Source organism: Corynebacterium sp. p3-SID1056, assembly GCF_025152525.1.
Lineage (GTDB): Bacteria > Actinomycetota > Actinomycetes > Mycobacteriales > Mycobacteriaceae > Corynebacterium.
The window spans coordinates 203,150-227,777 of the sequence record NZ_JALXXL010000001.1; the positions used below are offsets into that span (position 1 = coordinate 203,150).

Annotated in this window: 22 protein-coding genes; 6 read left to right on the forward strand and 16 right to left on the reverse strand. The window is 66.2% G+C overall.

Annotated elements, in window-relative coordinates; all coding sequences use genetic code 11:
* Positions 1 to 26 precede the first annotated feature (26 nt).
* From M3G14_RS00945 to M3G14_RS00965, 5 genes are all read left to right on the forward strand, one after another.
* Positions 27 to 1,352 (forward strand): DUF4921 family protein, encoded by a 1,326-nt coding sequence (locus M3G14_RS00945; protein ID WP_259924002.1) that lies wholly within the window; start codon positions 27 to 29, stop codon positions 1,350 to 1,352.
* A gap of 110 nt (positions 1,353 to 1,462) precedes the next feature.
* On the forward strand, positions 1,463 to 2,842 hold the full coding sequence (locus M3G14_RS00950) for an amidohydrolase (protein WP_259924012.1): 1,380 nt from the start codon (positions 1,463 to 1,465) through the stop codon (positions 2,840 to 2,842).
* Positions 2,843 to 2,973: 131 nt separating this feature from the next.
* Positions 2,974 to 5,364 (forward strand): glycogen/starch/alpha-glucan phosphorylase, encoded by a 2,391-nt coding sequence (locus M3G14_RS00955; RefSeq protein ID WP_259924014.1) that lies wholly within the window; start codon positions 2,974 to 2,976, stop codon positions 5,362 to 5,364.
* A 54-nt stretch (positions 5,365 to 5,418) separates the two neighbouring features.
* Positions 5,419 to 7,272, forward strand: coding sequence for a chorismate-binding protein (locus tag M3G14_RS00960; RefSeq protein WP_259924015.1), 1,854 nt, complete (start codon positions 5,419 to 5,421; stop codon positions 7,270 to 7,272).
* Entirely contained in the window at positions 7,265 to 7,993 is a 729-nt protein-coding gene (locus M3G14_RS00965) for an aminotransferase class IV (RefSeq protein ID WP_259924017.1), read from the forward strand. Before M3G14_RS00960 ends, M3G14_RS00965 begins: the two co-directional genes overlap by 8 nt.
* A 108-nt stretch (positions 7,994 to 8,101) precedes the next feature.
* On the opposite strand, the gene M3G14_RS00970 is transcribed toward M3G14_RS00965, so the two are convergent.
* The 15 genes from M3G14_RS00970 to hisD form a co-directional block, all read right to left on the reverse strand.
* On the reverse strand, positions 8,102 to 10,519 hold the full coding sequence (locus tag M3G14_RS00970) for an excinuclease ABC subunit UvrA (RefSeq protein WP_259924019.1): 2,418 nt from the start codon (positions 10,517 to 10,519) through the stop codon (positions 8,102 to 8,104).
* 35 nt (positions 10,520 to 10,554) lie between these two features.
* The gene (gene pyk / locus M3G14_RS00975; RefSeq protein WP_259924020.1) at positions 10,555 to 11,973 is read right to left on the reverse strand and encodes a pyruvate kinase; all 1,419 of its coding nucleotides are present in this window, start codon (positions 11,971 to 11,973) and stop codon (positions 10,555 to 10,557) included.
* Positions 11,974 to 12,112: 139 nt separating this feature from the next.
* Positions 12,113 to 13,012: a prolipoprotein diacylglyceryl transferase gene (lgt, locus tag M3G14_RS00980; RefSeq protein WP_259924022.1), complete on the reverse strand. Its 900-nt coding sequence runs from the start codon at positions 13,010 to 13,012 to the stop codon at positions 12,113 to 12,115.
* 47 nt (positions 13,013 to 13,059) lie between these two features.
* Positions 13,060 to 13,905: an indole-3-glycerol-phosphate synthase gene (locus M3G14_RS00985; protein ID WP_259924024.1), complete on the reverse strand. Its 846-nt coding sequence runs from the start codon at positions 13,903 to 13,905 to the stop codon at positions 13,060 to 13,062.
* Between the two features lie 79 nt (positions 13,906 to 13,984).
* A complete protein-coding gene (locus tag M3G14_RS00990; RefSeq protein WP_259924027.1) occupies positions 13,985 to 14,710 on the reverse strand; it encodes a TIGR02234 family membrane protein in 726 nt (241 codons plus the stop codon).
* Positions 14,711 to 15,076 carry a phosphoribosyl-AMP cyclohydrolase gene (gene hisI / locus M3G14_RS00995; protein WP_259924028.1) on the reverse strand — a complete coding sequence of 122 codons (366 nt, stop codon included), beginning with the start codon at positions 15,074 to 15,076 and terminating at the stop codon, positions 14,711 to 14,713.
* Positions 15,076 to 15,849, reverse strand: a complete 774-nt coding sequence (gene hisF, locus M3G14_RS01000; RefSeq protein WP_259924030.1) for an imidazole glycerol phosphate synthase subunit HisF — start codon at positions 15,847 to 15,849, stop codon at positions 15,076 to 15,078. Before hisF ends, hisI begins: the two co-directional genes overlap by 1 nt.
* A gap of 16 nt (positions 15,850 to 15,865) precedes the next feature.
* Positions 15,866 to 16,702, reverse strand: coding sequence for an inositol monophosphatase family protein (locus tag M3G14_RS01005; protein WP_259924032.1), 837 nt, complete (start codon positions 16,700 to 16,702; stop codon positions 15,866 to 15,868).
* A gap of 11 nt (positions 16,703 to 16,713) precedes the next feature.
* Complete coding sequence (gene priA / locus M3G14_RS01010) at positions 16,714 to 17,469, reverse strand: bifunctional 1-(5-phosphoribosyl)-5-((5-phosphoribosylamino)methylideneamino)imidazole-4-carboxamide isomerase/phosphoribosylanthranilate isomerase PriA (protein ID WP_259924034.1); 756 nt, start codon at positions 17,467 to 17,469, stop codon at positions 16,714 to 16,716.
* 51 nt (positions 17,470 to 17,520) lie between these two features.
* The gene (gene hisH / locus M3G14_RS01015) at positions 17,521 to 18,174 is read right to left on the reverse strand and encodes an imidazole glycerol phosphate synthase subunit HisH (protein WP_259924036.1); all 654 of its coding nucleotides are present in this window, start codon (positions 18,172 to 18,174) and stop codon (positions 17,521 to 17,523) included.
* Positions 18,175 to 18,197: 23 nt separating this feature from the next.
* Complete coding sequence (locus M3G14_RS01020; protein WP_259924038.1) at positions 18,198 to 19,481, reverse strand: MFS transporter; 1,284 nt, start codon at positions 19,479 to 19,481, stop codon at positions 18,198 to 18,200.
* Between the two features lie 25 nt (positions 19,482 to 19,506).
* Entirely contained in the window at positions 19,507 to 19,683 is a 177-nt protein-coding gene (locus M3G14_RS01025; RefSeq protein ID WP_259924039.1) for a hypothetical protein, read from the reverse strand.
* A complete protein-coding gene (gene hisB / locus M3G14_RS01030) occupies positions 19,684 to 20,307 on the reverse strand; it encodes an imidazoleglycerol-phosphate dehydratase HisB (RefSeq protein WP_259924041.1) in 624 nt (207 codons plus the stop codon). It lies immediately after the preceding gene.
* Positions 20,288 to 21,430 (reverse strand): histidinol-phosphate transaminase, encoded by a 1,143-nt coding sequence (locus M3G14_RS01035; RefSeq protein WP_259924043.1) that lies wholly within the window; start codon positions 21,428 to 21,430, stop codon positions 20,288 to 20,290. The genes hisB and M3G14_RS01035 overlap by 20 nt, the downstream gene beginning before the upstream one ends.
* Entirely contained in the window at positions 21,430 to 22,743 is a 1,314-nt protein-coding gene (hisD, locus tag M3G14_RS01040) for a histidinol dehydrogenase (RefSeq protein WP_259924044.1), read from the reverse strand. Before hisD ends, M3G14_RS01035 begins: the two co-directional genes overlap by 1 nt.
* A gap of 198 nt (positions 22,744 to 22,941) precedes the next feature.
* Here hisD and M3G14_RS01045 point away from each other — a divergent pair, with 198 nt between their 5' ends.
* The gene (locus M3G14_RS01045; protein ID WP_259924046.1) at positions 22,942 to 24,030 is read left to right on the forward strand and encodes a YbjN domain-containing protein; all 1,089 of its coding nucleotides are present in this window, start codon (positions 22,942 to 22,944) and stop codon (positions 24,028 to 24,030) included.
* Between the two features lie 3 nt (positions 24,031 to 24,033).
* Here M3G14_RS01045 and M3G14_RS01050 read toward each other — a convergent pair whose 3' ends face one another.
* Positions 24,034 to 24,627: a hypothetical protein gene (locus M3G14_RS01050; RefSeq protein ID WP_259924048.1), complete on the reverse strand. Its 594-nt coding sequence runs from the start codon at positions 24,625 to 24,627 to the stop codon at positions 24,034 to 24,036.
* Position 24,628: the final 1 nt, after the last annotated feature.

Below are 24,628 nucleotides of genomic sequence, written 5' to 3' on the forward strand. Positions count from 1 at the left end.
CTAACCAAGGGTCTACGCTGGGACGCATGAGCTTTCCCTTGCCCTCGTATAGAGATGCACTGTCCACCATGGCCGACGGGACGATCAAGCAGGTCAACCCGTTTTCCGGAACCCAGGTGTGGACGGTGCCGGGGCGCGGCAACCGGCCGCTGAGCAAACCCGCGGGCGAAGCACGGGCGCTGCAACCGGAGGATTTCACCCACGCCTGCAACTTTTGCGAAGGGAAGCTTCTGGCCACCCCGCCGGAGAAATCGCGCATGGTGCGCACCGATGGCGGCTGGGAGATTCTGCGCAACCAGATGCCGCATGAGCTCGAGGCGACCCGCGCGGAATTTCGCCGTGTGCCGAACCTCTTCGAAATTGTCTCCTACCAGTATTGGAAGGAGAATTACGGCTTCGATATGTCGGACGCCCAGCGCGAGCACATGGAGCGCTACCTTGCCGATCACGCCGGGCGCGAGCACATCTTCAAAATCGTGCGCACGCGGCTGAAAGCTTCTGGGATTACCGGGGAGCCGACCGAGGAGGAGCTGCTCGACTACGTGCCGGCCTATTTCGCCGGCGGCCACGACGTGATCATTGGACGCCGCCACTTCACCGACGGCGCGGACAACGACTCGCAGCTCGCCGGCTCCGGCACCCTGACCCCCGACGAGCACAACGCGTTTATCGCCTTCACCATCGACGCGCTGCGCGACCTAGTGGAGAACAACCGCTACTCGCCGTACGTAGTGGTCTTCCAGAACTGGCTCGCGCCCGCCGGCGCCTCTTTCAATCACCTGCACAAGCAGCTGGTGGCTATCGACGAGCGCGGGGTGCAAGCCGACCTGGAGATCTCCAAGCTGCGGCAGAACCTCAACATGTACAACGAGTGGGGCGTCAACTACGCCAGCTACCACAACCTCGTTGTGGCCGAGAACGAGGACGCGATCGTGGTGGTGGGCATCGGGCACCGCTACCCCACCTTGAGTGTCTACTCCAAGTCGCCGGTGTGCGAGCCGTGGCAGCAGTCCGAGCGCGAGGTGCGCAACATGTCCAACCTGTTGCACGCCGTCCACGCTGCAACCGGCACCGAGGTCTCGACCAACGAGGAGTGGCACTACAAGCCGGTCGACCTCGACTTGCCGATGCCGTGGCGCATCAACATCAAGTGGCGCATCTCCACCCTGGCCGGGTTCGAGGGCGGCACGAAGATCTACGTCAATACGCTTTCCCCCTTTGACATCCGCGACCGCGTGGTGTCGAACATGTACCGCTTGCGCGATGAAGGACACATTGACCAGGGCATTCGCATCGCCACCGAGTGTGCGCCGGCGCGCAACGCGCTGCGCTACAACCCGGCCGTGGGTTAAGGCTTGCGCGTGCTCGCTTTGCCCCGACGCCTACGCAACGATGGTAAACATGTAGCAACACCAAAGAACCCATCGAGCGTGCGGCGCGAACGCCGCGCGGAGGAGTGACCTTGAGCGACACGAGCACGATCGCGTCCATCATCGAATCCTACGAAATCGACCCGGCCTGGCAGCGCAGGCTCTACGAACTGCTGCACGCCAACCCGGAGCTCTCTCTCCAGGAGGAGGAGACCCACCAGCGCCTGCTTTTGGAGTTGAGCTACCTCGACTGCGAGGTCATCGCCCCGATTGGCAAGTACGGCATCTGCGCCATCTTCCGTAACGGGGAGGGGCCCACCGTGCTGCACCGCGCGGATTTCGACGGCCTGCCGGTCACCGAGCAGACCGGCGTGCCCTATGCCTCGCACAAGAAGGTCACCACCAAGGACGGCGAGGTCGTCGGCACGATGCACGCCTGTGGCCACGACATCCACACCGCAGCCCTGGTCGGCATGTGCCACCACTTGGACAACACGCGCGAGAAGTGGTCGGGCACCTTCATCGCGCTGTTCCAGCCGGGCGAGGAAATCGGTGCCGGTGCCGAGGCGATGGTGGACGACGGGTTGGTAGACAAGATCCCCTTCCCCGAGGTCTGCTTCGGCCAGCACATCATGCCGGGCCGCGCGGGCCAGGTAATGTCCAAGGCCGGCCCGCAGTTCGCCGCCTGTGATTCCATCCGCATTAGGATTCCCGGCCGCAGCGCCCACGGCTCGATGCCGCACAACGCGATCGACCCCACCTACACCGCGGCGATGATCATCGCCCGCATGCAGGCAGTGGTGGGCCGCGAGGTCGACCCGAATGACTTCGCGGTGGTCACCGTGGCCAGCATGCACGCCGGCACCACCAACAACATCATCCCCGGGCACGCCGAACTGGTGCTCAACTGCCGTTTCTACAGCGAGCGCACCAAGGCGCGCGTGTACGCCTCCATCGAACGCGTCGTCCACGCCGAGGTGCTCGCGTCCGGGTCGACCGAGGCCCCCACGCTTGAGTACTTCGCGCACGGCGAGCTCATGAGCAACGACGCGATCGTGTACAACAAGGTCCGCGCCACGTTCAACGACGTCTTCGGCACCGACAGCGTCAATGCCGCGCGCAAAACCGTCTCGGAGGATTTCCCCGTGCTGCCGCAGGCTTTCGGGGTGCCCTATTTCTTCTGGCTGATCGGGTGCACACCGCAGGAGCAGTGGGACAAGGCGGTGGCCGCCGACCGCGTGGAGCAAGACATCCCGGTCAACCACATGGCCACCTTCCTGCCCGAGTACGAGCCGACCATCAAGGCTGCTACCAATGCGGGGCTCGCCGCAGTGCTGACCTACCTGGCCAAGACTGATGCTGCGGCAGAAGACATCGAAGACGCTGAGGACGCCGAAGACGCTGAGGATCCTGCCGACGCGGCGCGCGCGGATATCGAGCAGCTCAAGCTGCCGGAGGCATCCTCTCGTTAAGCGGTCCGCGCAGTCGGCCGGCTACGCGCGGGCATACAGCGAATTGGCGGGGCAGTCTGTAGGCTCGAAAGACAATGGCGTGCATACCGCACGTAGAAGCCAATTGAAGGTGGAATGAGGTTATTTTCAGGATGAATACCCCCGCACACGCCCCCGCACTCAAGGATGCGCTGGCCGGCCACGTCCGAGCATTCGGCGGCCGCACCCCAGAAAACGCCACGAACAAGAAGTTCTGGACGGGGCTTTCCGCAGCCGTGATGGAACAGCTCGCCGACAACTGGGAGGCAACCCGCGCCAAGTACGACGCGAGCCGTCAAGCCGCGTACTTCTCCGCGGAGTTTCTGCAGGGCCGTGCGCTGCTGAACAACCTGACTAACCTCGGCTTGGTCGATGAGGCCAAGGCTGCGGCTAAGGCCAACGGGCACGAGCTCTCTGACGTGCTCGAGGCCGAGCACGACGCCGCGCTGGGCAACGGCGGCCTCGGCCGCCTGGCCGCCTGCTTCCTGGATTCCGCCGTCACACAGGACTACCCGCTGACCGGCTACGGGTTGTTGTACCGCTACGGCCTGTTCCGCCAGGAGTTCGTCGACGGCTTCCAGAAGGAGCACCCGGACGCGTGGAAGGAGTCCTTCTACCCCTTCGTCGTGCGCCACGGCTCCCAGCAGCGCATCGTGAAGTTCGACGACATGCACGTGCGCGCCATCCCACACGACATGCCGATCACCGGCTACGGCACCGACAACGTCGGCACCCTGCGCCTGTGGGATGCCGCGCCGATGCACGAGTTCGACTACGACGCGTTCAACCACCAGCGCTTCACCGACGCGATTTTGGAGCGCGAGGCAGTCCACGACATCACCCGCGTGCTCTACCCCAACGACTCGAGCTACGCCGGCAAGCTGTTGCGCGTGCGCCAGCAGTACTTCTTCGTCTCCGCCTCCCTGCAGGAGCTGGTGGACAACTACATCGAGCACCACGGCGAGGACTTGAGCGACTTCCACACGTACAACTCGATCCAGCTCAACGACACCCACCCGGTCCTCGGTATCCCGGAGCTCATGCGCCTTTTGATGGACGAGCACGGCATGGGCTGGGAGGAAGCCTGGGAGGTGACCTCCAAGACGTTTGCCTACACCAACCACACCGTGCTGCAGGAGGCGCTGGAGACCTGGGAAGAGTCCATCTTCAAGCAGCTGTTCTGGCGCATTTGGGAGATCGTGCAGGAGATCGACCGCCGCTACCGTATCGACATGGAGGCGCGCGGCATCGCCCCGGAGACGGCCCACCACTACTCGCCGGTGCACGACGGTGCGATCCACATGGCCTGGATCGCCTGCTACGCCTCCTACTCCGTCAACGGCGTGGCCGCGCTGCACACCGAGATTCTCAAGCGCGACACGCTCAACTACTGGTACGAGATGTACCCGGAGCGCTTCAACAACAAGACCAACGGCGTGACCCCGCGCCGCTGGCTGCGCATGTGCAACCCGCGCCTGTCTGCGCTACTGGACCGCCTGGCCGGCAACGACGAGTGGGTCACCGACCTGTCGCAGCTGCGCGAGCTGCGCCACTACGCCACCGACCCGGAGGTCCTGCGCGAGCTGCGCGAGATCAAGGCCGCGAACAAGCGCGACTTCGCCGAGTGGATCGCCCAGCGCCAGGGCGAGGAGATCGACCCGGACTCGGTCTTTGACACCCAGATCAAGCGCCTGCACGAGTACAAGCGCCAGCTGATGAACGCCCTGTACATCCTGGACCTCTACTTCCGCATCACCCAGGACGGCGAGCGCGACCTGCCGAAGCGCACCTTCATCTTCGGCGCGAAGGCGGCCCCGGGCTACACGATGGCCAAGGGCATCATCAAGCTGATCAACACGATCGGCGAGCTGGTCAACAACGACCCGGTGGCCTCGCAGTACCTGCACGTGGTCTTCGTGGAAAACTACAACGTTTCGCCCGCCGAACAGATCATTCCGGCCACCGACGTCTCCGAGCAGATCTCCACCGCCGGCAAGGAGGCCTCGGGCACCTCCAACATGAAGTTCATGATGAACGGCGCGCTGACCCTGGGCACCATGGACGGCGCGAACGTGGAGATCGTCGATGCTGTGGGCGAGGACAACGCCTACATCTTCGGCGCCCGCGAAGAGGAGCTGCCTGAGCTGAAGCGCAACTACGATCCGAAGGCCGTCGCCGCGGAGACCCCCGGGTTGATGCGCGTGCTCGATGCGCTTGTCGACGGCACGTTGGACGACAACGGCAGCGGCGCCTTCCACGACATCCGCACCTCCCTGCTCGACGGCTTCGGCTTCGACGACCCGGACGTCTACTACACCCTCGGCGACTACGCGGACTACCGCGCCACCCGCGACCGCATGGCCGAGGAGTACTACGCGGACCCGGACCACTGGGCGAAGATGTGCTGGATCAACATCTGCGAGTCCGGCCGCTTCTCCTCCGACCGCACGATCCGCGACTACGCCGAAGAGGTCTGGAAGATCGACCCGACCCCGATCAACTAGCCCCAACGGGCCGAGGCCGAACGGAGCCGCCCCAGCAGTACAATCAACGGCGCTATGATCTTGCTGCTGGACAACCGCGATTCCTACACCTTTAACCTCGCCCACCTCGTCGCCGAGATCACCGGCGCGTTGCCGCTCGTAGTGCCCTGCGACGATCCAGCGGCAGCCGAACTCCCCGCGCGCATCCGCGCCGGGGAGTTTTCCCATATCCTCATCTCCCCCGGCCCCGGGACCCCGGAGCGCGAGGAGGACTTCGGCACTTCCCGCCGCGTGATCGAAGCTGCCGCCCAAGCTGACATCCCGCTGCTGGGTGTGTGCCTGGGACACCAGGGGCTCGCGATGCTCGCCGGTGCGGACGTGACCCGCGCACCCGAGCCGCGCCACGGCTTCGTCTCTCGCCTCACGCATTCCGGCCGAGGCATCTTCGCCGGCATTCCGCAGGACGTCGAGGTAGTGCGCTACCACTCCCTGCACATCGACGAAGAGGTCCCCGGCGTGACGGTGCACGCCCGCAGCGAAGACGGGGTCATCCAGGCGCTCAAGGTCGACGGCCTGGACCACTGGGGCGTGCAATTTCACCCTGAGTCCGTGCTCACCCAGCACGGCGAAACACTCATGCGCAACTTCCTTGGCGGGTGGCGCGTGATCCACCGCGAGGTGCCTGGCGCGCTCGACTGCCAGCGCGTCTTTAACGCCATCACACGCAGCGGCAACGACGCGTTCTTCCTCGACTCCGCCGACGCCCGCGGACGCTTTTCCATCCTCGGCGACACCGCCGGCGCCCTGTCGCTCGCTTTCCGCTACTCGCTCGGCGACGCCACCGATATCCTCACCACCCTCGAACGCGAACTCGCCACCCCTATCTACGACGCCCCCGACCTGCCGTTTACCGGTGGAGTCATCGGGTATCTCGGCTACGAGTGCGCCGAGCTCACCCTGCCTATCACGCTGCGCCACCGCTCCCCGTACCCGGACGCCTACTTCGTGCGCCCGCAGTCCTTCATCGTCTACGACCACCAGGCCGAGACCGCCCACCTGTGCGCGCTGGCCGGCGAGGGCGCAGACGAGCTCCTCGACCGCCTCGAACGCGCGCTTGCGGGCGCGGACGGTGGGCAGGGGGCGTCGATAAGCGAGGGTGCCTGGCACAATCCGGACTACCTGGCGAGCATCGAGCAGGCCCAGGAGCAGCTACGCGCGGGCGAGAGTTACGAGGTCTGCCTGACCGACACCTACTCGGCCAAAGCGACCGGCGACATCTACCGCCAGCTGCGCGAACACAACCCCGCGCCGTACGCCGCGCACCTACTTTTCGACGGCGTGGAGGTTGCCAGCGCCTCGCCCGAGCGCTTCCTCAGCGTGCGCGGGCGCGACGTGGAGGCCAAGCCGATCAAGGGCACCGTCGCCGCCGATCAGGACCCCGCGCTGCTGGACGACGCAAAGACCCGTGCGGAAAACCTCATGATCGTCGACCTGCTCCGCAACGATCTGTCGCGCGTCTGCGAGCCCGGCAGCGTGCGCGTGCCTGGGCTGATGCGGGTGGAGTCGTACGCCACCGTGCACCAGCTGGTTTCCACCATCACGGGGCGACTGCGCGAGGGGCATACCGCCGTCGACGCGGTGCGCGCGGCCTTCCCGCCGGGCTCGATGACGGGCGCGCCGAAGCTGCGCACCTGCGAGATCATCGACCGGCTCGAGTGCTCCCCGCGCGGCGTGTACTCGGGCGCGCTGGGCTACCTCGGCTTCGACGGTCAGGCCGACCTGTCGGTGGTCATCCGCACCGCGGTGCGCGCAGGCGACACCGTGACGGTGGGCGCGGGTGGTGCGATCGTGCTTGCTTCCGACCCGGAGGCCGAGCTCGCCGAACGCAACCTGAAGGCCCAGTCCGTGCTGGAGGCGTGGGATGCGTAGGTACGCCTGGCAGGGCTCGTTTGTGGAGTCCGACGTCCCCGACGGCCCCCTCGAGGTCGTCGACTCCTGGCGGCATTCGTCCGGCCGCGCGCACGGTCTCGACCTGCACCTCGAACGCTTCGCCCGGTCTGCCGGCCCGCTGCCCGAGGGTTTCGTCGACGCCATGCTGCCCCTGCTGCAGGACGGCGAGCTCTTTCCCCGCATCGCGTTGTCGCAGGGGCTGTTGCTTCTCGACGTCCGCCCCGCCCCTCCCCCACGTTCGTCTACTGCGTTGACGTACGCGGCGGCTGAAGACCCGCGGACGCAACCCGAGGTCAAGGGCCCCGACTTCGCCGCGTTTCGCGCCTACCGTTCGCGGTACCAGACCGAAGGCACGGACGACACGGTGATCGTGGACGCGGATGGCGCGATGCTGGAGGCCACCACCGGCGCACTCGTGATGTGGGACGGCGACACGCTGTGCCTCCCCGACGGCGTGTGGCTGCCGAGCATCACCCTGCACCAGGTTGTGGCGCGGGCTGAGTCGCTGGGGCTACCCGTGGAGCGCCGTCGGCTGCTGCCCGGTGCCGCGGCTGAGCACCCACTGTGGTTCCTCAACTCCCTGCACGGCATTAGCCCGGTCAGCGAGCTGCGCGACGGCACGCGTGTGGTCACTCCCCCGGCGCACCCGCGCGTCGACGCGTGGCGCGACTGGTGGTGGAGCGGCTTCCGGCCCGCGTAGAAGTTTCGTTGGACCTGTTCCAAATGGAGCTAGCTCCATTTGCACCAACGCCACCGGCAAAACCCCAGGTCGCGCAAAACCGCACACCCCAAACGGAGCTAGCTCCATTTAGCCCCGCGCCGCGCGTTCGGCGAGCACCCGCCCGGTCGGCGTGTCGCACTCGGCCAACTCTGCCGGGGTGCCGGTGGCAACCACCTGACCGCCCTCGGTGCCGGCGCCCGGGCCCATCTCAATCACGCGGTCGGCTTGGGCGATTACGGAGAGGTCGTGCTCGACCACGATCACGGTCTGCCCCGCGTCGACCAGGCTGTTGAGTTCCTGGACAAGCAAAGAAACGTCGGCGGGGTGCAGGCCGGTGGTGGGCTCGTCGAGCAGGTACACGGTGTGGCCCCGGCGCGAGTTGCGGGAGCGCTGCAGCTCGGTGGCCAGTTTGATGCGCTGCGCCTCGCCGCCGGAAAGCTCGGGCGCGCCCTGGCCGAGCCGCAGGTAGCCCAGCCCCACGGCTTGCAGGGTTTCCACCGCGCGCAGGATCTTCGGCTCGTCGGCGAACACGTCTGCGGCTTCGTCGACGGTAAGCTCCAGCACGTCGGCGATGGTGCGCCCCTGCCAAGTCACCTCGAGTGTCTCGTCGTTGTAGCGCGCGCCGCCGCAGTCCGGGCAAGTGGTGTACGAGCCGGGCAGGAACACCAGCTCGACCTCGATCTTGCCGGCGCCGCCGCAGGTCGGGCACTGCCCCTGCTTCACGTTGTAGGAAAAGCGCGAGACGGTCCACTTGCGCCGCTTCGCCTCATCGGTGCTGGCGAAGAGTTTGCGCACGGCGTCGAAAAGCCCGGTGTAGGTGGCGAGCGTCGAGCGCGGGGTGCGCCCGATCGGTTTCTGGGTAATCTGCACCACCCGCCGCACAGCGTCGAAGCCGGAGTGCTTCTCGACGCTCCACTCACCCGGCTGCTCAGCGTCTTCTTCTTCGACCACGGTGGAGGCGGCGTCGCGAAGCAGCCCGGCGAGCACGGTGCTGACCAAGGTGGACTTGCCGGATCCGGACACGCCCGCGACCGCGGTGAACTGGCCGAGCCCGAAGGACACGTCGAGGCCGTCGATGGTGCGTGCCTTTACCCCGGCTACAGCGAGCGAACCGGCGGCGTCGCGCGGCGTGCTGTTGAGCGAAGGTGCCCGGTTCGCCAGCGCCTTCGCGGTGGGTGCCTCCCCGGTGTACTCGCTGGTGGGCCCGGAGTAGACGATGTTGCCGCCGCCTTCGCCCGCGAGCGGGCCGACGTCGACGAGCCAGTCGGTTTGGGAAACGAGCTCCATGTCGTGCTCGACGAGCAGGACGGAGTTGCCGGCGTCGATGAAGCGGCGGCAGATATCCAGCACCGCGCCGCGCTCTGCGGGGTGCAGGCCAGCAGACGGCTCGTCGAGCACGTAGGTCACGCCGAACAGTCCCGAGCGCAGTTGGGCGGACAGGCGGATGCGCTGCAGCTCGCCGGCCGAAAGGGTCGGCGCTGGCCGATCCAGGCTCAGGTGCGCCAGCCCCAGGTCAAGCGCGGATTGCAGCGCGGGCAGGATCTGCTTGAGCAGCAGGTCCTCGGCGGAGCCCTCGGACGGTTCCTGCGCGGCCAGCACCTCGTGGACTTGGTCCAGCGGCAGGGCGCCGAGCTCGTCAATAGGCATGCCGGCGTAGGTGACCTTGAGCGCCTCCGGGTTGAGTCGACGACCGTGGCAGGTTTCGCAGACGCGCGATTCCATGTAGCTCAGCACGCGTTTGCGCAGCGTGTCGGACTGAGTTTCGGCGAGGGTGTTGGTCAAATACGAGGCCACGGAACGCCACGTGCCCTTGTAGTTGCGCTGGATTTGGTCCGCGCCGCGCAGCGGTTTGACGGTGACGACGGGGCGTTCCTCGGTGAACAGGATCCACTCGCGGTCCTTCTTCGGCAGGTCTTGCCAGGGCGAATCCAGGTCGTAGCCCAGCGTGGCCAGAATGTCGTGGAAGTTCTTGCCGGCCCACGCGCCTGGCCAGGCTTTGATGGCACCGTCCTCGATGGATAGCGTGGGATCCGGAACCATGGATTCCTCGGTCGGCTCGTGCACCACGCCGGTGCCCTGGCACGTCGGGCACATGCCTTCTGGCGTGTTCGGGGAAAAGGAGTCGGAGTACAGGCCTGTCGGGTTGTCGCCGGAGCGCGAGTACAACAGCCGGATGCTGTTGGACAGCGCGGAGACGGTACCCACCGTGGAGCGCGCCCCGCCGCCGGAGGTGGACTGCTCGAGTGCCACGGTCGGCGGCAGGCCGTCGACCGAGCCAACCTGCGGGTCCACCGCAGATCCGATGAGGCGGCGGGCAAAAGGCGCGACCGATTCGAGGTAGCGGCGTTGGCCCTCGCCGTGGATAGTGTCGAAGGCGAGCGAGGACTTGCCCGAGCCAGACACCCCGGTTACCGCGACGAGCGTGCCGCGAGGGATGTCCACATCCACGTTGCGGAGGTTGTGCAGGTGGGCGTCGCGTACACGAATGTCTCGGTTGTCATGCATGACCCCCACCCTACGTGCGCCTTCCGGCACCGTGTTTAGAGGCCGATGTCCTCGCCCAGCTCGTGGACGCGAATGGTGTTGGTGGTACCCGGGATCCCCGGCGGGGTGCCGGCAACGACCACGATGGTGTCGCCCTCGCTGTAGTCGTCCAGCGTGAGCAGCGACTCGTCCACCACGGCAATCATGTCGTCGGTGGTGTGGGTCCGGCGGCACAGGAAGGTGTCGGTGCCCCAGGTGACCGCGAGCTGGGAGCGCACCTGCTGGTTCGGAGTAAACGCGAGCAGCGGCAGGTCCGGGCGCAGGCGGGCGACGCGACGTGTGGTGTCGCCTGAGGTAGTAAACGTGATGATCGCCTTCGCGTGCAGGTTGGTGGCGATGTCCTTCGCGGCGTAGGCCACCACGCCGCGCTTGGTGCGGGGCACGTGCTGCAGCTTCGGTTTGATGCCGGAGTCCTCGGCGGAACGCACAATGCGGCTCATGGTGCGCACCACGTTGTGCGGGTCCACGCCCACGGAGGTCTCACCGGAGAGCATAACGGCATCCGCGCCGTCGATGACCGCATTGGCCACGTCGGAAGCCTCGGCGCGGGTGGGTCGCGAGTTCTCGATCATAGAGTCGAGCATCTGCGTTGCCACGATCACCGGCTTCGCGTTCTCGCGCGCAATCTGGATCACGCGCTTCTGCACCGCCGGCACCTCCTCGAGCGGAATCTCCACACCCAGGTCGCCGCGAGCAACCATAACCGCGTCGAAGGCCAGGATGATCGACTCGATGGCGTCGACTGCCTCCGGCTTCTCCAGCTTTGCGATTACAGGGACGCGGCGGCCGACCTCGTCCATAATCTCGTGGACCAGCTCCGCATCTGCCGGTGAACGCACAAAGGACAGGGCGATCAGGTCGACGCCCATGCGCAGCGCGAAGCGCAGGTCGTCCTTGTCCTTCTCGCTCAGCGCCGGAACGGAGATGTTCATCCCCGGCAGGGACACGCCCTTGTTGTTCGACACCGGGCCGCCCTCGGTGACGCGGCAGACCACGTCGTTGCCGTCAACTTCGACGCAGACCAGGCCGACCTTGCCATCGTCGACAAGCAGGCGATCGCCCGGCGAAGCATCTCGGGCCAGCCCCTTGTACGTGGTAGAGACGCGATCGTGCGTGCCCTCCACATCCTCGGTGGTGATGCGGACGATCTCGCCGTCCTTCCACTCCGTTGCGCCCTCAATAAAGCGGCCGAGGCGGATCTTCGGGCCCTGCAGGTCGGCGAGCACGCCGACTGCGTGCCCCGTCTCGTCGGTCGCCTCGCGCACCCAGTTGTAATTCTGCTGGTGGTCGGCGTGATCGCCGTGGGAGAAGTTCAGGCGCGCAACGTTCATGCCGTCGCGCACGAGACCGACAATGGCTTCCTTGCTCGCCACCGCTGGGCCGAGCGTGCACACGATCTTTGTTCTTCTATCCATGTTTATGCACCTACTTGGATGTCGCGAACGTACCGGGCCGAAATCAGAGGTGTGTGGTGTTTCGTCCCTTGTCTTGCAAGAGACCACGCTACTCCCTTTCGCCAGATCATGCCCGACCGGACATAATCAGGCATTGTTCTCACCTGTCGTTCGCACCGCGGCCCGCGCCCTGCGCTTGCCGACGAGGGTCTACCTCAGCTGGCGTTTCCCTGCCCTTCGCACTGAGAAAGAAGGCCACAACCGCGACGAGGAAGACGAGCGCCGAAACCCAAGAGTTGACTCTCTGCCCGAGAATCATTGTGGCCTCGTCCGTGCGCATCAGCTCGATGAAGAAGCGACCGAAGGTGTAGCCGGCCACATACAGCCAGAACACCCGGCCGTGCCCGAGTCGGAAGTAGCGGTCGGCCCAGATGAGCAGACAGAATATGGCAACGTTCCATATCAGCTCGTAGAGGAAGGTCGGGTGCACACTAGCCAGCACTTCGCCGGTCGAGTGCCCCGTCAACGGGGCGTAGTTGCCGGCCGCATCGACGCGGTAGTAGATGTCCAGCGCCCACGGCACATCCGTCTCCGCGCCGTAGAGCTCCTGGTTAAACCAGTTGCCCAGTCGCCCGATGCCCTGGGCGAGCACGACGCCGGGCGCGAGGGCGTCGGCAAGCGGTGCAAAGGGCACGTTGCGGTAACGCATCAACGCCCAGACTGCGAGCGTGCCGAGCGCGACCGCGCCCCAAATGCCTAAGCCACCGGCAGTGATGTTGAAAGCCTGCCAGGGGTTTTTGCCCTCGCCGAAGTACTTGTCGTAATCCGTGATGACATGGTAGAGCCGACCGCCGATGATGCCCGCGGGGATGGCCACAATCGCCGCGTCCCACACCACATCCGCGTCCCCGCCGCGCGCCGTGTACCGACGCACGCCGATCCACAGCGCGACAAGAATGCCGGTAATGATGCACAGCGCGTAGGCGCGGATGGGGATTGGGCCAAGGTGCCACACGCCCTGCGGCGGGGAAGGAATATTTGCCAGAATGTAGGTTTCCACGTCACACAGTGTGCCTGAGCCTGCCCCGAAATTCGAACAGCGCCCCGCTAACGACGCGACGGGCACGCCGGGTGCTGCCCCGCCGCCGACAACGCGCGGGTGGCCTGGCAAATATCGCCGCCGCTCATGATCGCCTCGGCGGCCAGCACCGCATCCGCCCCGCAGGCCGCGGCGTTGATCAGGTCACGCGCGGTGGTCACCCCGCCCAGGCTGATCTTAATGACCTCGCTGGGCAGGCCCGGCGCGATCTCGGCGAAGGCCTGCGGGTTGCGGGAATTTGTGTCGAACGTCCACGAGTTCACCGCGATGACGCTCGCGCCCGCCGCAAGCGCACGGTCCGCGTCCTTTGGCGTGCGCACCTCGGCCATGACCACCATCCCCAGCGACTCCGCCCGGTCAATCAGCGAGGCTAAGCGGGCCTGTTCCAAGATTCCCACCTGCAGCGGCAGCACGTCCGCGCCGAAACAGCGGGCCTCGTGGATCTGGTAGGGGTCGACGATCACATCGCGGCACACCATCGGCAGTGAGACGGCGGCGCGGGCGGCGGCCATATCTGCCAGGGAGCCGTCGAAACGCAGGCGCTCCGTCTGGCACGCGATCAGGTGCGCACCGCCAGCTTCAATGGCGTGCGCGACTTCTTCTATCGAGCGGTATTTGGCCGCGGTGGGCCCGTAGACGGGCGAGTTGCGCTTGATTTCGGCGACCACGCTACAGCCCGGTCGCAGCAGGGCGGCGCGTGCGTCCCTGGTCGGTGCCATGTCGCGCGAGCGCGCCTTGACGTCCTGGAAGGGCACCTCGGCTTCGCGGCGCGCTACGTCGCGCAGCACGCTCTCGACGATCGCTTCGGCGATCTCCGCGTTGCCTGCGGTGTCGGCAGTGTCCGGTACCACCATGACTACCTCCAGGGGGTTTTACTCTTGTCAACAGAATAGACAACGCCCTAGAGGGCGCGAAATTCTCCCCCGCCTCCGCTTATTTGTCCCCGGGCCTCGGCTGCCCTGTGGGGGCCTGGGTAGGGTCTTCAGTCGGGTCTTCAGTCGGATCGATGTCCGCGTCGAGTGCGTCCCACATCACGCGGCCCGAGTCCGGCTGTGACTCCAGATCGTCGCGGATCTTTTCGCGGCGTACCGTCTCCTGCTCGTATTTGTTCAACTTGGCCGAATCCTGCCCGGGCCGCAGCGCGAGCGCGACGCCCCCGACGATGGCGCACACGCAGCCGACGAGCGCACCGACCGGACCGACTGCCGCCACCGTGGTCGCGGTGATCTCCGCCCAGTCTGCGATCACGCCGGTCTCCGCTGCCTGCGCGGTGTCGGACCCTGCGGTGAGAAGGGAATGGACGCGCTCGTGATCAATCGGGCCCGCCAGCACTGCGATCGGGGCGACAGCGGCTCCGATCCCTGCCAGTGCGCCAACGACGCCGACGAGGCGTCGGCCAGTGCGCCGCAGCGCCAACCCGGCGATCATGCCCACGACGAGCAGCAGCGCAAGCGCAGTGGTCTCCGTCGACCAGTCCGAGCCAAGGACCTCTGCCGTGCCGTTGCCTGCGAAGTTGTCCTCGTAGGCCGCCTCGATCCACGGCATCCGGGCAAACGCCCACAGCGCGGCGCCACCGACGCCCATCGCCACTGCGCCCGGCTTTGACCAGCCCCGGTTTACGCTCTGGTGCACAGCCGTGTCGGTATCCTTCTGTCCCATCTACAGCAACCTTTCCGCATCAAAGCACGTGCGATCCCCGGTGTGGCAGGCACCGCCTTCCTGGTCGACGACGAGCAGGATCGTGTCGCCGTCGCAATCCAGGCGCACCTCGCGCACGTGCTGGGTGTGCCCGCTGGTCAACCCCTTAATCCAGTACTCTTGCCGCGAGCGCGAATAGTAGGTACCCCGCTGGGTGGCCAGCGTGTAGGCCAGGGCGTGATCGTCCATCCAGGCGAGCATGAGCACTTCGCCGCTGCCCGCCGCCTGGACCACGGCGGGGACAAGCCCGGCGCTGTTGCGCTTCAGCTTCGCCGCAATCTCAGGGGCAAGCTCGTAGGACGCTGGGTTCTCCGAGGCAACCGACACTAGCGAACCTCCTGCCCTGCCGCGGCGAGCGCCTGTTTCACCTCGGCGATCGACACCTCGCCGAAGTGGAAGATGGACGCGGCCAACACCGCGTTGGCACCGGCCTCGACCGCGGGCGGGAAGTGTTCGGCCTTGCCCGCACCACCAGAGGCGATCACTGGGATGGATACCGCCTCGCGGACCAGGCGCAACAGCTCCAGGTCGAAGCCCGCCTTCGTGCCGTCGCCGTCCATGGAGTTCAGCAGGATCTCGCCAACGCCCAAGTCCTGGCCGGTACGCGCCCACTCCACGGCGTCGATACCCGCGGATTTCGTGCCCCCGTGCGTGGTCACCTCGAACCCGGAGGGCTGCGGCACCCCGCCTTCGGGCACACGACGCGCATCGACCGAGAGCACGATGCACTGCGCACCGAACTCCTCGCTCAGCTCGCGCAGCAAGTTCGGATTGGCGATGGCTGCGGTGTTCACGCTGACCTTGTCGGCGCCGGCGCGCAGCAGCTCGCGGACGTCTGCGGCCGAGCGCACGCCGCCGCCCACCGTCAGCGGGATAAACACCTGATCTGCGGTGCGGCGCACGACCTCGACCATGGTGCCGCGGCCCTCCTTGGAGGCGGACACATCCAAAAACGTCAGCTCGTCGGCACCCTCGGCGCCGTAGCGCTTGGCCAACTCAACCGGGTCGCCCGCGTCTTTGAGATCTGCGAACTTCACCCCCTTGACCACACGACCATTGTCCACGTCCAAGCACGGAATCACACGGATGGCAACAGCCATTTACAAAGCACTCCTTCTACGGGGTATTGGGGTCTGGGGTGGGCGTTGCACGCACTGCCTTCATGCTACTCAGCATCATTTCGTGCGCCGATGGGGTCCCTATCACTACGCCGACCGAGTCTGTCGTCCACGAGCTTCCGTCCGGTGCGCTCACGCTCGCGCCCGCGCTGCGCGCCAGGCACACCCCTGCCGCGTTATCCCAGATATAGGGCGAAAAGCTCACGGCGGCCTGGTAGACCCCCTGTGCCACGAAAGCCAGGTCCACGCCAACCGACCCGGAGATGCGGGGGCGCAACTCCGCGTCGGCAAGCGCACCGACAAGCTGCAGGCGCACGTGCGCGGGAAACGCCTGCCGATCGTCGGAGCCGACGGAGCCCACGCCGACCTGCCAGGCAACCGCCGTGGTGTGATCCACCTGAGGCAGCGGGTCGTGGTTGAGCAGCACCGGCCCGCCCGCGCGACAGGACAACTGCGTGTGCAACAGCGGGATATCCGTCACGGCGACGACGGGCTCACCTGCCAACAGCAGGGACACGAGGATCGCGCAGTTGGGGTTGCCCGAGGAGTAGTTTGAGGTCCCGTCGATTGGATCGACCACCCAGCACGCCTCATTATTGAGCTTGCCGCCTTGCTCTTCGCCAAAAACCGGAATGCCGGTGGCGGCCTCTAACCGACGGCGCAGCAGCTCCTCGATGGCAAGGTCGGCCTCGGTGGCAAAATCGCCTTTGCCTTTGTACAGGGCGGGGGCGGCGCCCAGGTGCGCGAGAAAGAGCTCCCGCGCCTCGGCGACGACCTCGTGAGCGACACCCAGGTAGTGCTCGAGCTGGTGCGGCGAGTTCGCGTGTGCAGGCACGTGTGTGACGCCTACTCTTCGCCCGCCGGGGTGGCGTGGGCGACTGCGTCGAGGGCTTCGGCGAGCGTGAACTTGTGCTCGTAGAGTGCCTTGCCGATAATCGCCGAGTCGATCCCCTCGTGCGCGTAGGACGCAAGCTCGGCCACGTTGTCCACGGTGGCGATCCCGCCGGAAGCAGTCACGCGCGCATCACAGGCGGCGGAAACCTCGCGCAGCAAATCCACATTCGGGCCGCTGAGCATGCCGTCCTTGCTCACATCTGTGACCACAAAGCGCGCACACCCAGCCGAATCGAAGAGTTCCAGAACCTCCCACAGGTCCCCACCGTCCGACGTCCAGCCGTTGCCCTTCGCGCGCCACTCGCCGTCCTCCTCGCGCACGGCGAGGTCAATGGCCACCTTGTCGCCGTAGCGGGAGATCACATCCACCATCCACTCCGGGTTCTTCAGCGCCGCGGTCCCGATGTTGACGCGCTGCGCGCCGGTGGCAAGCGCGCGCTCAAGCGAAGCATCGTCGCGAATGCCGCCCGTGAGCTCTACATTGATGTCGAGCTTTTTGACCACGTCGGCCATCAGCTCGTGGTTGGACCCGCGACCGAATGCCGCATCCAAGTCCACAAAGTGCAGCCAGCTCGCCCCCTGCTCCTGCCAGCGCAGCGCGGCCTCGAGCGGGTCACCATAGGTTTTTTCGGTGCCGGCCTCGCCCTGATCGAGGCGAACGGCCTGGCCATTGACTACATCCACGGCGGGCAACAGTGTGAAATCCATGAAGCACATGGTAGCAGCGTGCTCGCGCGCCTCGTGCAGCATTGGCCGGTCTCAGCGCAGCGTACCCACCCAGTTTTCCAGCAGGTGTAGGCCGGCTTCCCCGGACTTCTCCGGGTGGAACTGGGTCGCACACAGCGGACCGTTTTCTACAGCGGCGAGAAACCTGCTCGCGCCGTGGGTCGCCCAGCTCAGCTTGGGGTAGGCGATAAATTCGTCGGCGGCGAGCGGGAAGTCACGCACCCCGTAGGAGTGGACGAAGTAGAAGCGCGTGTCCGCGTCGAGGCCGGCGAACAATGCGCTGTCTTCTGCCATCTCGACGGTGTTCCACCCCATGTGCGGCAGCACCGGGGCGTCCAGCTTTTCCACCACGCCCGGCCACTCGCCAAACCCCTTGGTGTCGACCCCGTGCTCCACACCGCGCTCAAACATCACTTGCAGGCCCACGCAAATACCCAGCACGGGCCGGGAGCCGGCGAGGCGCTGGCCGATGACGCGGCCGCCATCGACACGGTTGAGCCCGCGCATGCAAGCATCAAAGGCACCGACGCCGGGGACCACCAGGCCCGCGGCCTCGGTGGCCACGTAAGGGTCGGTGGTGACCGTGACTTCGGCGCCGACGTGTTCCAGCGCGCGCTGGGCCGAACGGATATTTCCGGCACCGTAGTCTAAGAGAGCAACCTGCAGTTTTGGTCGAGCGACGTTCATGGTGGCTTATCCTACTGCCCCGATCAACGCTTTTTCGCCCCGCGGTTATATCGCCGCGGCGCCTGGACGGACTGCAGGCGTGCAGCCAGGTTGTTTACCTCTACGACGCGGTGGCGGCCCAGCTGGCGGTCGAGCAACGTGACCACCAGCCCCAGCATGATCACGCCCGCGGCGATGCCGAACATTGGCGCAAACGCCATCGTGGTCAAGAGCATGCCGTAGAAGGTTGAGCCTATGCCCGTGCCGCCGTCGTAGGCGATGTTCCAAATTGCGGCCGCCTCCGAAGTCTTCGTGCGCGGCAGTCGGTAGAACATCATGGTCAGCGCCTCGTTTTGCACCGCGCCGAAGCCCGCGCCGTAGAGCAGCGCGGCGAGCGCCATCCACCACACCGGCAGATCCAAAAACAGGATGACCGCCATGACGAACACGCCGAGCGCGGCGATGATCTGGAAACGGATCATCACCGTGCCCGGCTGGCCCACCTTGTCCATCACACGCCCCGCGTAGTAGCGCGAGAGCATGGAGGCGAAATTCATCACTCCGAGCATCAACCCGCCGAGCGCCGCACCGGTGGCCGCGTCGAGCTCGCGCATCGACGCCGGCAGGAAGTTCGTGATCGCACCGTAGGCGGTAGTGACAAACATCAGGGCCAGGGCGGGCACAAGGACGAGGCGCCAGATGGGGACGTAGATGTGGTCGGTCTCGGAGGTTTTTTCCGTCGGCGGCGGGATCGGCGGGATGCCCTGGCAGGCCACAAGCGCGAGCAGACCAATACCGCCCGCGATGAGGTAGACGGCGTCGTAGCCGATTCGCTGCACCAGCCACATGCCGGCTGGCAGCGCAACCATCTGTGCCAGACCGATCATGATGCCCACCAGCCCGGTGGCTCGGCCAAGCAGCCGAATCGGCACGAGTTCGGCGACGATCGCCGCCTCCGCGACCGTGAGCGCGCCGAAGCCGACGCCACGGATCGCGGACACGGTCAGCACCGCCGGCGCGCTCATGCCAAGCAGGTAGCCCACTGCGGGAAAACCCAGGAGGAAGGCAGAGACCGACAGGACCGCGGTATAGCCCACCTTGCGCAAGAGCATGGGCGTGAAGACCTGGGTGACCACGGTAAAGAGCATGAACACACCGGTGGTCAGCCCCGCCAGGGTTTCGGACCCGCCGGCGTCGAGCACCGCAGTCGGCACCACTGGCAAAAGCAGCGCCCAGGCACCGAAGGCGCAGATCATTGCCAAAAAGACGGGCTTGAGTCCGCGTGCCCGCCACACGCTGTCTAGGGCATTGACTTCTTCCGTAGTCACAGGACGACGGGAAAATAGTGACACCTTACACCACCTTTGCCATGTTGAAGAGGGCGAATGCGAACGCGACGACGGCGAAGAGCGCCAGGATCACGGTGACGGCTTTCGAGCCTTTCTGGTAGGCCGACCAGACCCCGCCGACGAGCATGCCGGCAAGCAGGAAAAGGATGACCACCCACATACCGGCGGCGACGTTAAACATTTACAGCGCCCCCTTCGTGGACGGCACCCCCGTGATCCTCGGGTCCTGCTCCACAGCCTGGCGGAGGCTGCGCGCGACGGCTTTGTACTCCGCCTCGGTGATGTGGTGCGGGTCGCGCCCGTAGCGCACGTTGACGTGCAAGGTCATCCGCGCGTTGTACGCGAGCGTTTCGAAGAAATGACGATTGATCACGGTGGCGTAGTGTCCGCCGATGACCTGCCAGTCCATGTGCTCGGGCTCGCCGTGCATGACAAAGTAGGGCCGCCCCGACAGATCCACCACGCCCTCGACCAGGGTTTCGTCCATGGGCAGCAGCATGGAGCCGAAACGGCGGATGCCGCGCTTGTCTCCCACGGCGTCGATAAGCGCCCAGCCCAGGGTGATCGCGGTGTCTTCTACCGTGTGGTGGGCGTCGATGTGGGTGTCGCCTGTCGCCTGGACCTTCAGGTCGAACGCGCCGTGGGTACCGAAGGCGGTGAGCATGTGGTCGAAAAAGGGCAGGCCCGTATCCACCTCGACTGCGCCCGTGCCGTCGAGGTTGATCTCGACCGTGATGTCGGACTCGCTGGTGGTGCGAGTCGCCGTGCCGATGCGCGGTGCTGACTTACGCGAGTTCTTCAGCATTGCGTACCTCCTTCGCTGCTTGCAGGAATGCGTCGTTTTCGTGCGGCAGGCCGATCGTGGTGCGCAGGTGGCCTGCCACCCCGACGTCGCGGATGAGCACTCCCCGATCCAAAAATGCCTGCCATGCGGCGTGCGTTTCCGCAGTACTCGAGCCGAATGGCCCGAAGAACACGAAGTTCGACTCGCTCGGCACGACATCGTAGCCCATCGCCTCGAGTTCCGCTTGGACGCGCTTGCGCTCCTCGGCGAGTTTGTCCACGCTGGCCAGCGTTTCGTCGGCAAAGCGCAGCGCCACCCGCGCCGAAGCCTGCGCCAACACCGAGAGGTGGTACGGCAGGCGCACGAGCATCACGGCCTCGATGAACGCGGGGGCGGCCACAAAATAGCCCAGGCGCCCGCCTGCGAAGTCGAAGGCCTTGGACATCGTGCGCGAGACCACCAGCTTTTCCGGGTACGCCTCAAGCAGGGTGGTCGCAGAAGCACTCGGCGAAAACTCGGCGTAGGCCTCGTCCACGATCACGATGCCGGGCGCGGCCTTGAGCAACCGCTCGATGTCGTCCAGGCTGGTCACATCGCCAGTCGGGTTGTTCGGGGTGGTGATGAAGATAACGTCCGGCGCATGCTTTTCGACGGCAGCCAGCGCCGCCCCCATATCAATCCGGAAATCTTCCCCGCGCGGGATCGGGATGAACTCCGTCTGCGTACCCGCCGACAAGATTGGGTGCATGGAGTAGCTGGGGACGAACCCCATCGCGCTACGTCCCGGCCCGCCAAAGGCCTGCAAGAGTTGCTGCAGCACCTCGTTCGAGCCGTTGGCCGCCCAGATATTATCGCGGGTCACGCGCACCCCGGTTTGGCGGGAGACGTAGGCGGCGAGGTCCTCGCGCAGCGCGAGTGCGTCGCGCTCCGGGTAGCGGTTGAGCCCCTTGGAGACGCGGGCGACTTCCTCCACGAGGGCGTCGATAAGCTGCTGCGAAGGTGCGTACGGGTTCTCGTTCGTGTTCAGCGCCACCGGCACCTCGAGCTGCGGGGCACCGTAGGCGGACTTGCCGCGCAGTTCCTCGCGCAGCGGCAGGTTGGCAAGCGCGGTGTCGGCGGCGAGTGTTGTGTCCTGGAACTGCATTAGTCGTCCTCCTCCATGCGTGCACGGATGGATTCGCCGTGTGCGGGCAGCTGCTCGTCGGTGGCCAGCGCGATGATGTCCGCGCCGATGTCCTGTAAGGCCTGCTGGTCGTACTCGATGAGGTTGACCGGCTTGAGGAAGGTGTGCGTGGACAGGCCCGCCGAAAACCGCGCCGTGCCGGAGGTCGGCAGCACGTGGTTCGACCCAGCGGCGTAGTCGCCCAGCGGGACCGGGGAGTAGGGGCCGACGAAGATCGCGCCGGCGTTAATGATGCGCTCGGCGACCTCGCGGGCTTTGTGCGTGTGGATCTCCAGGTGCTCGGCAGCATACGCGTTGGCCACGTCGATTGCCGCGTCCAAGTCGCTGACGAGCACGATGCCGGACTGCTTACCGCCGAGAGCGCTGCGGGCGCGCTCCGCGTTGAGCGTGGCCTGGGAGTGCTTTTCCACCAGGGCGTCGACGCGCTCGGCGAAGTCTGGCGAGTCCGTGATGAGCACGCTGGCCGCCTGCTCGTCGTGCTCCGCCTGCGAGATGAGATCGAGTGCGACGTACTCGGCGTTCGCGTCCTTGTCGGCGATAATCGCGATCTCGCTGGGGCCTGCCTCGGCGTCAATGCCCACAACGCCGTTGACCACGCGCTTGGCGGCGGTGACGAAGATGTTGCCCGGGCCGGTGATCAGGTCAACCGGTTCCAGCTCGTGCGCGTCGTCGCCATACGCCATCAGCGCTACTGCCTGCGCGCCGCCGACGGCCCACACCTCGTCGATGCCCAGCAACGCGCACGCCGCCAGCGTGGTCGGGTGCGGCCAGCCGCCGAACTCCTCCTGCGGCGGGGTGCACACCACCAGCGAATTGACGCCTGCGGCCTGTGCCGGGATGACGTTCATCAGCACGCTCGAGGGGTAGACGGCCTTGCCGCCGGGCACGTAGAGGCCAACGCGGTGGACTGGGATGAACTTCTCAGTCACCCGCGCGTTCTCGGCCAAGCTCGTGGTGTGGCTTTGGGGCTTTTGCTCCTCGTGCACCTTACGGATGCGCGAAATTGCCAGCTGAAGGGCCTGTCGCACGGCGTCATCGAGCGTGTCGACTGCCTGCTGGATCACCTCCGCGGGCACCCGCACCGCCGTGGGGCGCACGTGGTCAAACTGCTCGCCGTAGTCCAGCGCGGTGGCGGCACCGCCTTCGCGCACCGCTTCCACAATCGGCGTGACGGTGGGCAGGACCGCGTTGACGTCGGTGCCGCCGCGCGGCAACACGCGGCGCAGCTCGGACGTGGACGGGGTGCGGCCCCGTAGGTCTGTGACGTGCAGCATGAATTCTCCAGGAGTTTGCTCTCAACGATGCTCAAATTGCGTGCTTCGGGCGGGTGCGGCCGGCCACATGTGTCGGTACACTGCGTCCTAAGACAACAACCAGTCTAGGGGGCGGGCTGACCACGCGCGGGGTGTGGGTGGCCCAACATCGCAGCACCGCTGTGCCTGCCCCGGCAACAGGAAAACGAGGAGGCACCCATGTCCGCGCCGCACCACGATGCCCACCGCGATGACAGCCAGCCGCAGGGCACGACAACCAAGGTCAGCCTCGCGCGGGTCAGCCTCGCGCTCGCCGAGCTCGGCTACGACCCGCTCGAACGGGAAGATCGGCTGGTCGTGGGCCTGCCCGGCTACATCCTGACCTGCTGGATGGAACCGCACCTGCCCTCCTCACTCCACCTAGATGGCCAGTTGCGCGTCCCGCTGCCGCTTGCGGCGTCGAGCGAGCTGACTCGCATCCTCAATGCGTACAACGGCCAGTCCCCCGGACCGGTCGCCAGCTATCGGGTGACCGACGCGGGCACGCTGAGCGTGCGGATGCGTGCGGGCGTGTTCGTCTCGGACGGCATGACTGAGGACCAGCTGCACAGTTGGCTGCGCGTGCTGCTCGAGGCAAGCGCGCACCTCGTGCACGAGTTGGACCGGCTCTTCCCCGATGCGGACCTGTTCGCCCCGCTTCCCGACCCGTTGCGCACCGAGCAGGACTACGCTGCGCTGACCGGCAAGCATCCGCAGTGGCGCCACCGCGCCGAGGCACCGCGTGGTCCCTCGCGCGCGGAGATGGACGCCTTCCCCTATACCGACACGGCGCTGGAAAACAACGCGCGGCTGCGCCCACAGTGGTTGACTGAGCAGATGCTGCGCGATGCGGTCGGCGGCCTAGGCTTTACCTACGGCATCCGCGAGGACAACGTGTTGCTCACCCAGATCAACGGCATGTCGATCTCCGTCGAGTCGCTCATCGGCGAGTGGATCCGCGTCTACGGGATCTGGTACACCGACCTTGATTCGAAGGAGCACGCGACCAACCTCGCCCTGTTGTGCAACGAGGCCAACGACCGCACCCTGGTCGAAGGCTGCAGCGTGTTTTCCGATGCGGAGCACGCCATTGTGCTGGTCAGCTCGCATTTGCTTATCGACGTCGGCGTCTCCCCCGCCCAGCTTTTCACCTTCATCCAGCACGCGATCCGCTACCACATGGACATGCTGGACTACATCTCAACCCAGGCCACCGGCGTGTGCTGCATCGATTGGCCGCAGCAATACCCCGACGACCCGCCGCGCTAGGCCTTATTCGGTGTCTTCCTCCGCCCAGAACGCGGACAAGTTGGCCAGCCAGTAGGACAGGGCCGCGGTAAACGGGCCCACACACCACGCGACGCCGAGCCCGGCCGGCGCGACCGGTGGCACCACGTGCAGTGGCTCCCCATCCGGCAACTCTGTGAGCCCCTGCTGCCCAACGCTGACCAGCAGGGTGCCCGTGGTGTACACGGCGAAGGCTGCGGCGAGCCCACAGAGCATAAGCCAAAGAATCGCGCCGACGCCTCCCCGGGCGCGCCCGCGGGCAGCCTGCCACACTGCGATCGCGGCGAGCACGGTACCGATGACGGCGGTGAGCAGACTGAACCACCCCAGCGCGGCGAACTCCACGTTTACGGGGCTTGAGACCTGGTCAACTGCCACGCCGCCGTGGGCGACGGTGCCGACATAGGCCGGTCGCAGCCACCCCCAGCCGAGCCCGCCGATGATGCCGAGACCGAGCGCGCACGCAACAAGGCCCGCCCCCGCCCCGAGACGCGCAGTCAACGCGCGGCTTCGGTGGCGTCGGGCGGGCTGCGCCACAGCGTGCAACGCCGCGGCGGAATCTTCTACGGCAGTACTCAAC

What these genes read in the sequence shown, in the direction of transcription:
- hisB (WP_259924041.1), bottom strand. Translation starts at nt 20,307, where the DNA reads ATGCTGAAGAACTCGCGTAAGTCAGCACCGCGCATCGGCACGGCGACT.
- hisD (WP_259924044.1), bottom strand. Translation starts at nt 22,743, where the DNA reads ATGCTGCACGTCACAGACCTACGGGGCCGCACCCCGTCCACGTCCGAG.
- M3G14_RS01045 (WP_259924046.1), top strand. Translation starts at nt 22,942, where the DNA reads ATGTCCGCGCCGCACCACGATGCCCACCGCGATGACAGCCAGCCGCAG.
- M3G14_RS00965 (WP_259924017.1), top strand. Translation starts at nt 7,265, where the DNA reads ATGCGTAGGTACGCCTGGCAGGGCTCGTTTGTGGAGTCCGACGTCCCC.
- M3G14_RS00960 (WP_259924015.1), top strand. Translation starts at nt 5,419, where the DNA reads ATGATCTTGCTGCTGGACAACCGCGATTCCTACACCTTTAACCTCGCC.
- M3G14_RS00945 (WP_259924002.1), top strand. Translation starts at nt 27, where the DNA reads ATGAGCTTTCCCTTGCCCTCGTATAGAGATGCACTGTCCACCATGGCC.
- M3G14_RS00955 (WP_259924014.1), top strand. Translation starts at nt 2,974, where the DNA reads ATGAATACCCCCGCACACGCCCCCGCACTCAAGGATGCGCTGGCCGGC.
- M3G14_RS00985 (WP_259924024.1), bottom strand. Translation starts at nt 13,905, where the DNA reads ATGGTGGTACCGGACACTGCCGACACCGCAGGCAACGCGGAGATCGCC.
- M3G14_RS00990 (WP_259924027.1), bottom strand. Translation starts at nt 14,710, where the DNA reads ATGGGACAGAAGGATACCGACACGGCTGTGCACCAGAGCGTAAACCGG.
- M3G14_RS01025 (WP_259924039.1), bottom strand. Translation starts at nt 19,683, where the DNA reads ATGTTTAACGTCGCCGCCGGTATGTGGGTGGTCATCCTTTTCCTGCTT.
- pyk (WP_259924020.1), bottom strand. Translation starts at nt 11,973, where the DNA reads ATGGATAGAAGAACAAAGATCGTGTGCACGCTCGGCCCAGCGGTGGCG.
- M3G14_RS01035 (WP_259924043.1), bottom strand. Translation starts at nt 21,430, where the DNA reads ATGCAGTTCCAGGACACAACACTCGCCGCCGACACCGCGCTTGCCAAC.
- hisH (WP_259924036.1), bottom strand. Translation starts at nt 18,174, where the DNA reads ATGAACGTCGCTCGACCAAAACTGCAGGTTGCTCTCTTAGACTACGGT.
- priA (WP_259924034.1), bottom strand. Translation starts at nt 17,469, where the DNA reads ATGGATTTCACACTGTTGCCCGCCGTGGATGTAGTCAATGGCCAGGCC.
- M3G14_RS00970 (WP_259924019.1), bottom strand. Translation starts at nt 10,519, where the DNA reads ATGCATGACAACCGAGACATTCGTGTACGCGACGCCCACCTGCACAAC.
- hisF (WP_259924030.1), bottom strand. Translation starts at nt 15,849, where the DNA reads ATGGCTGTTGCCATCCGTGTGATTCCGTGCTTGGACGTGGACAATGGT.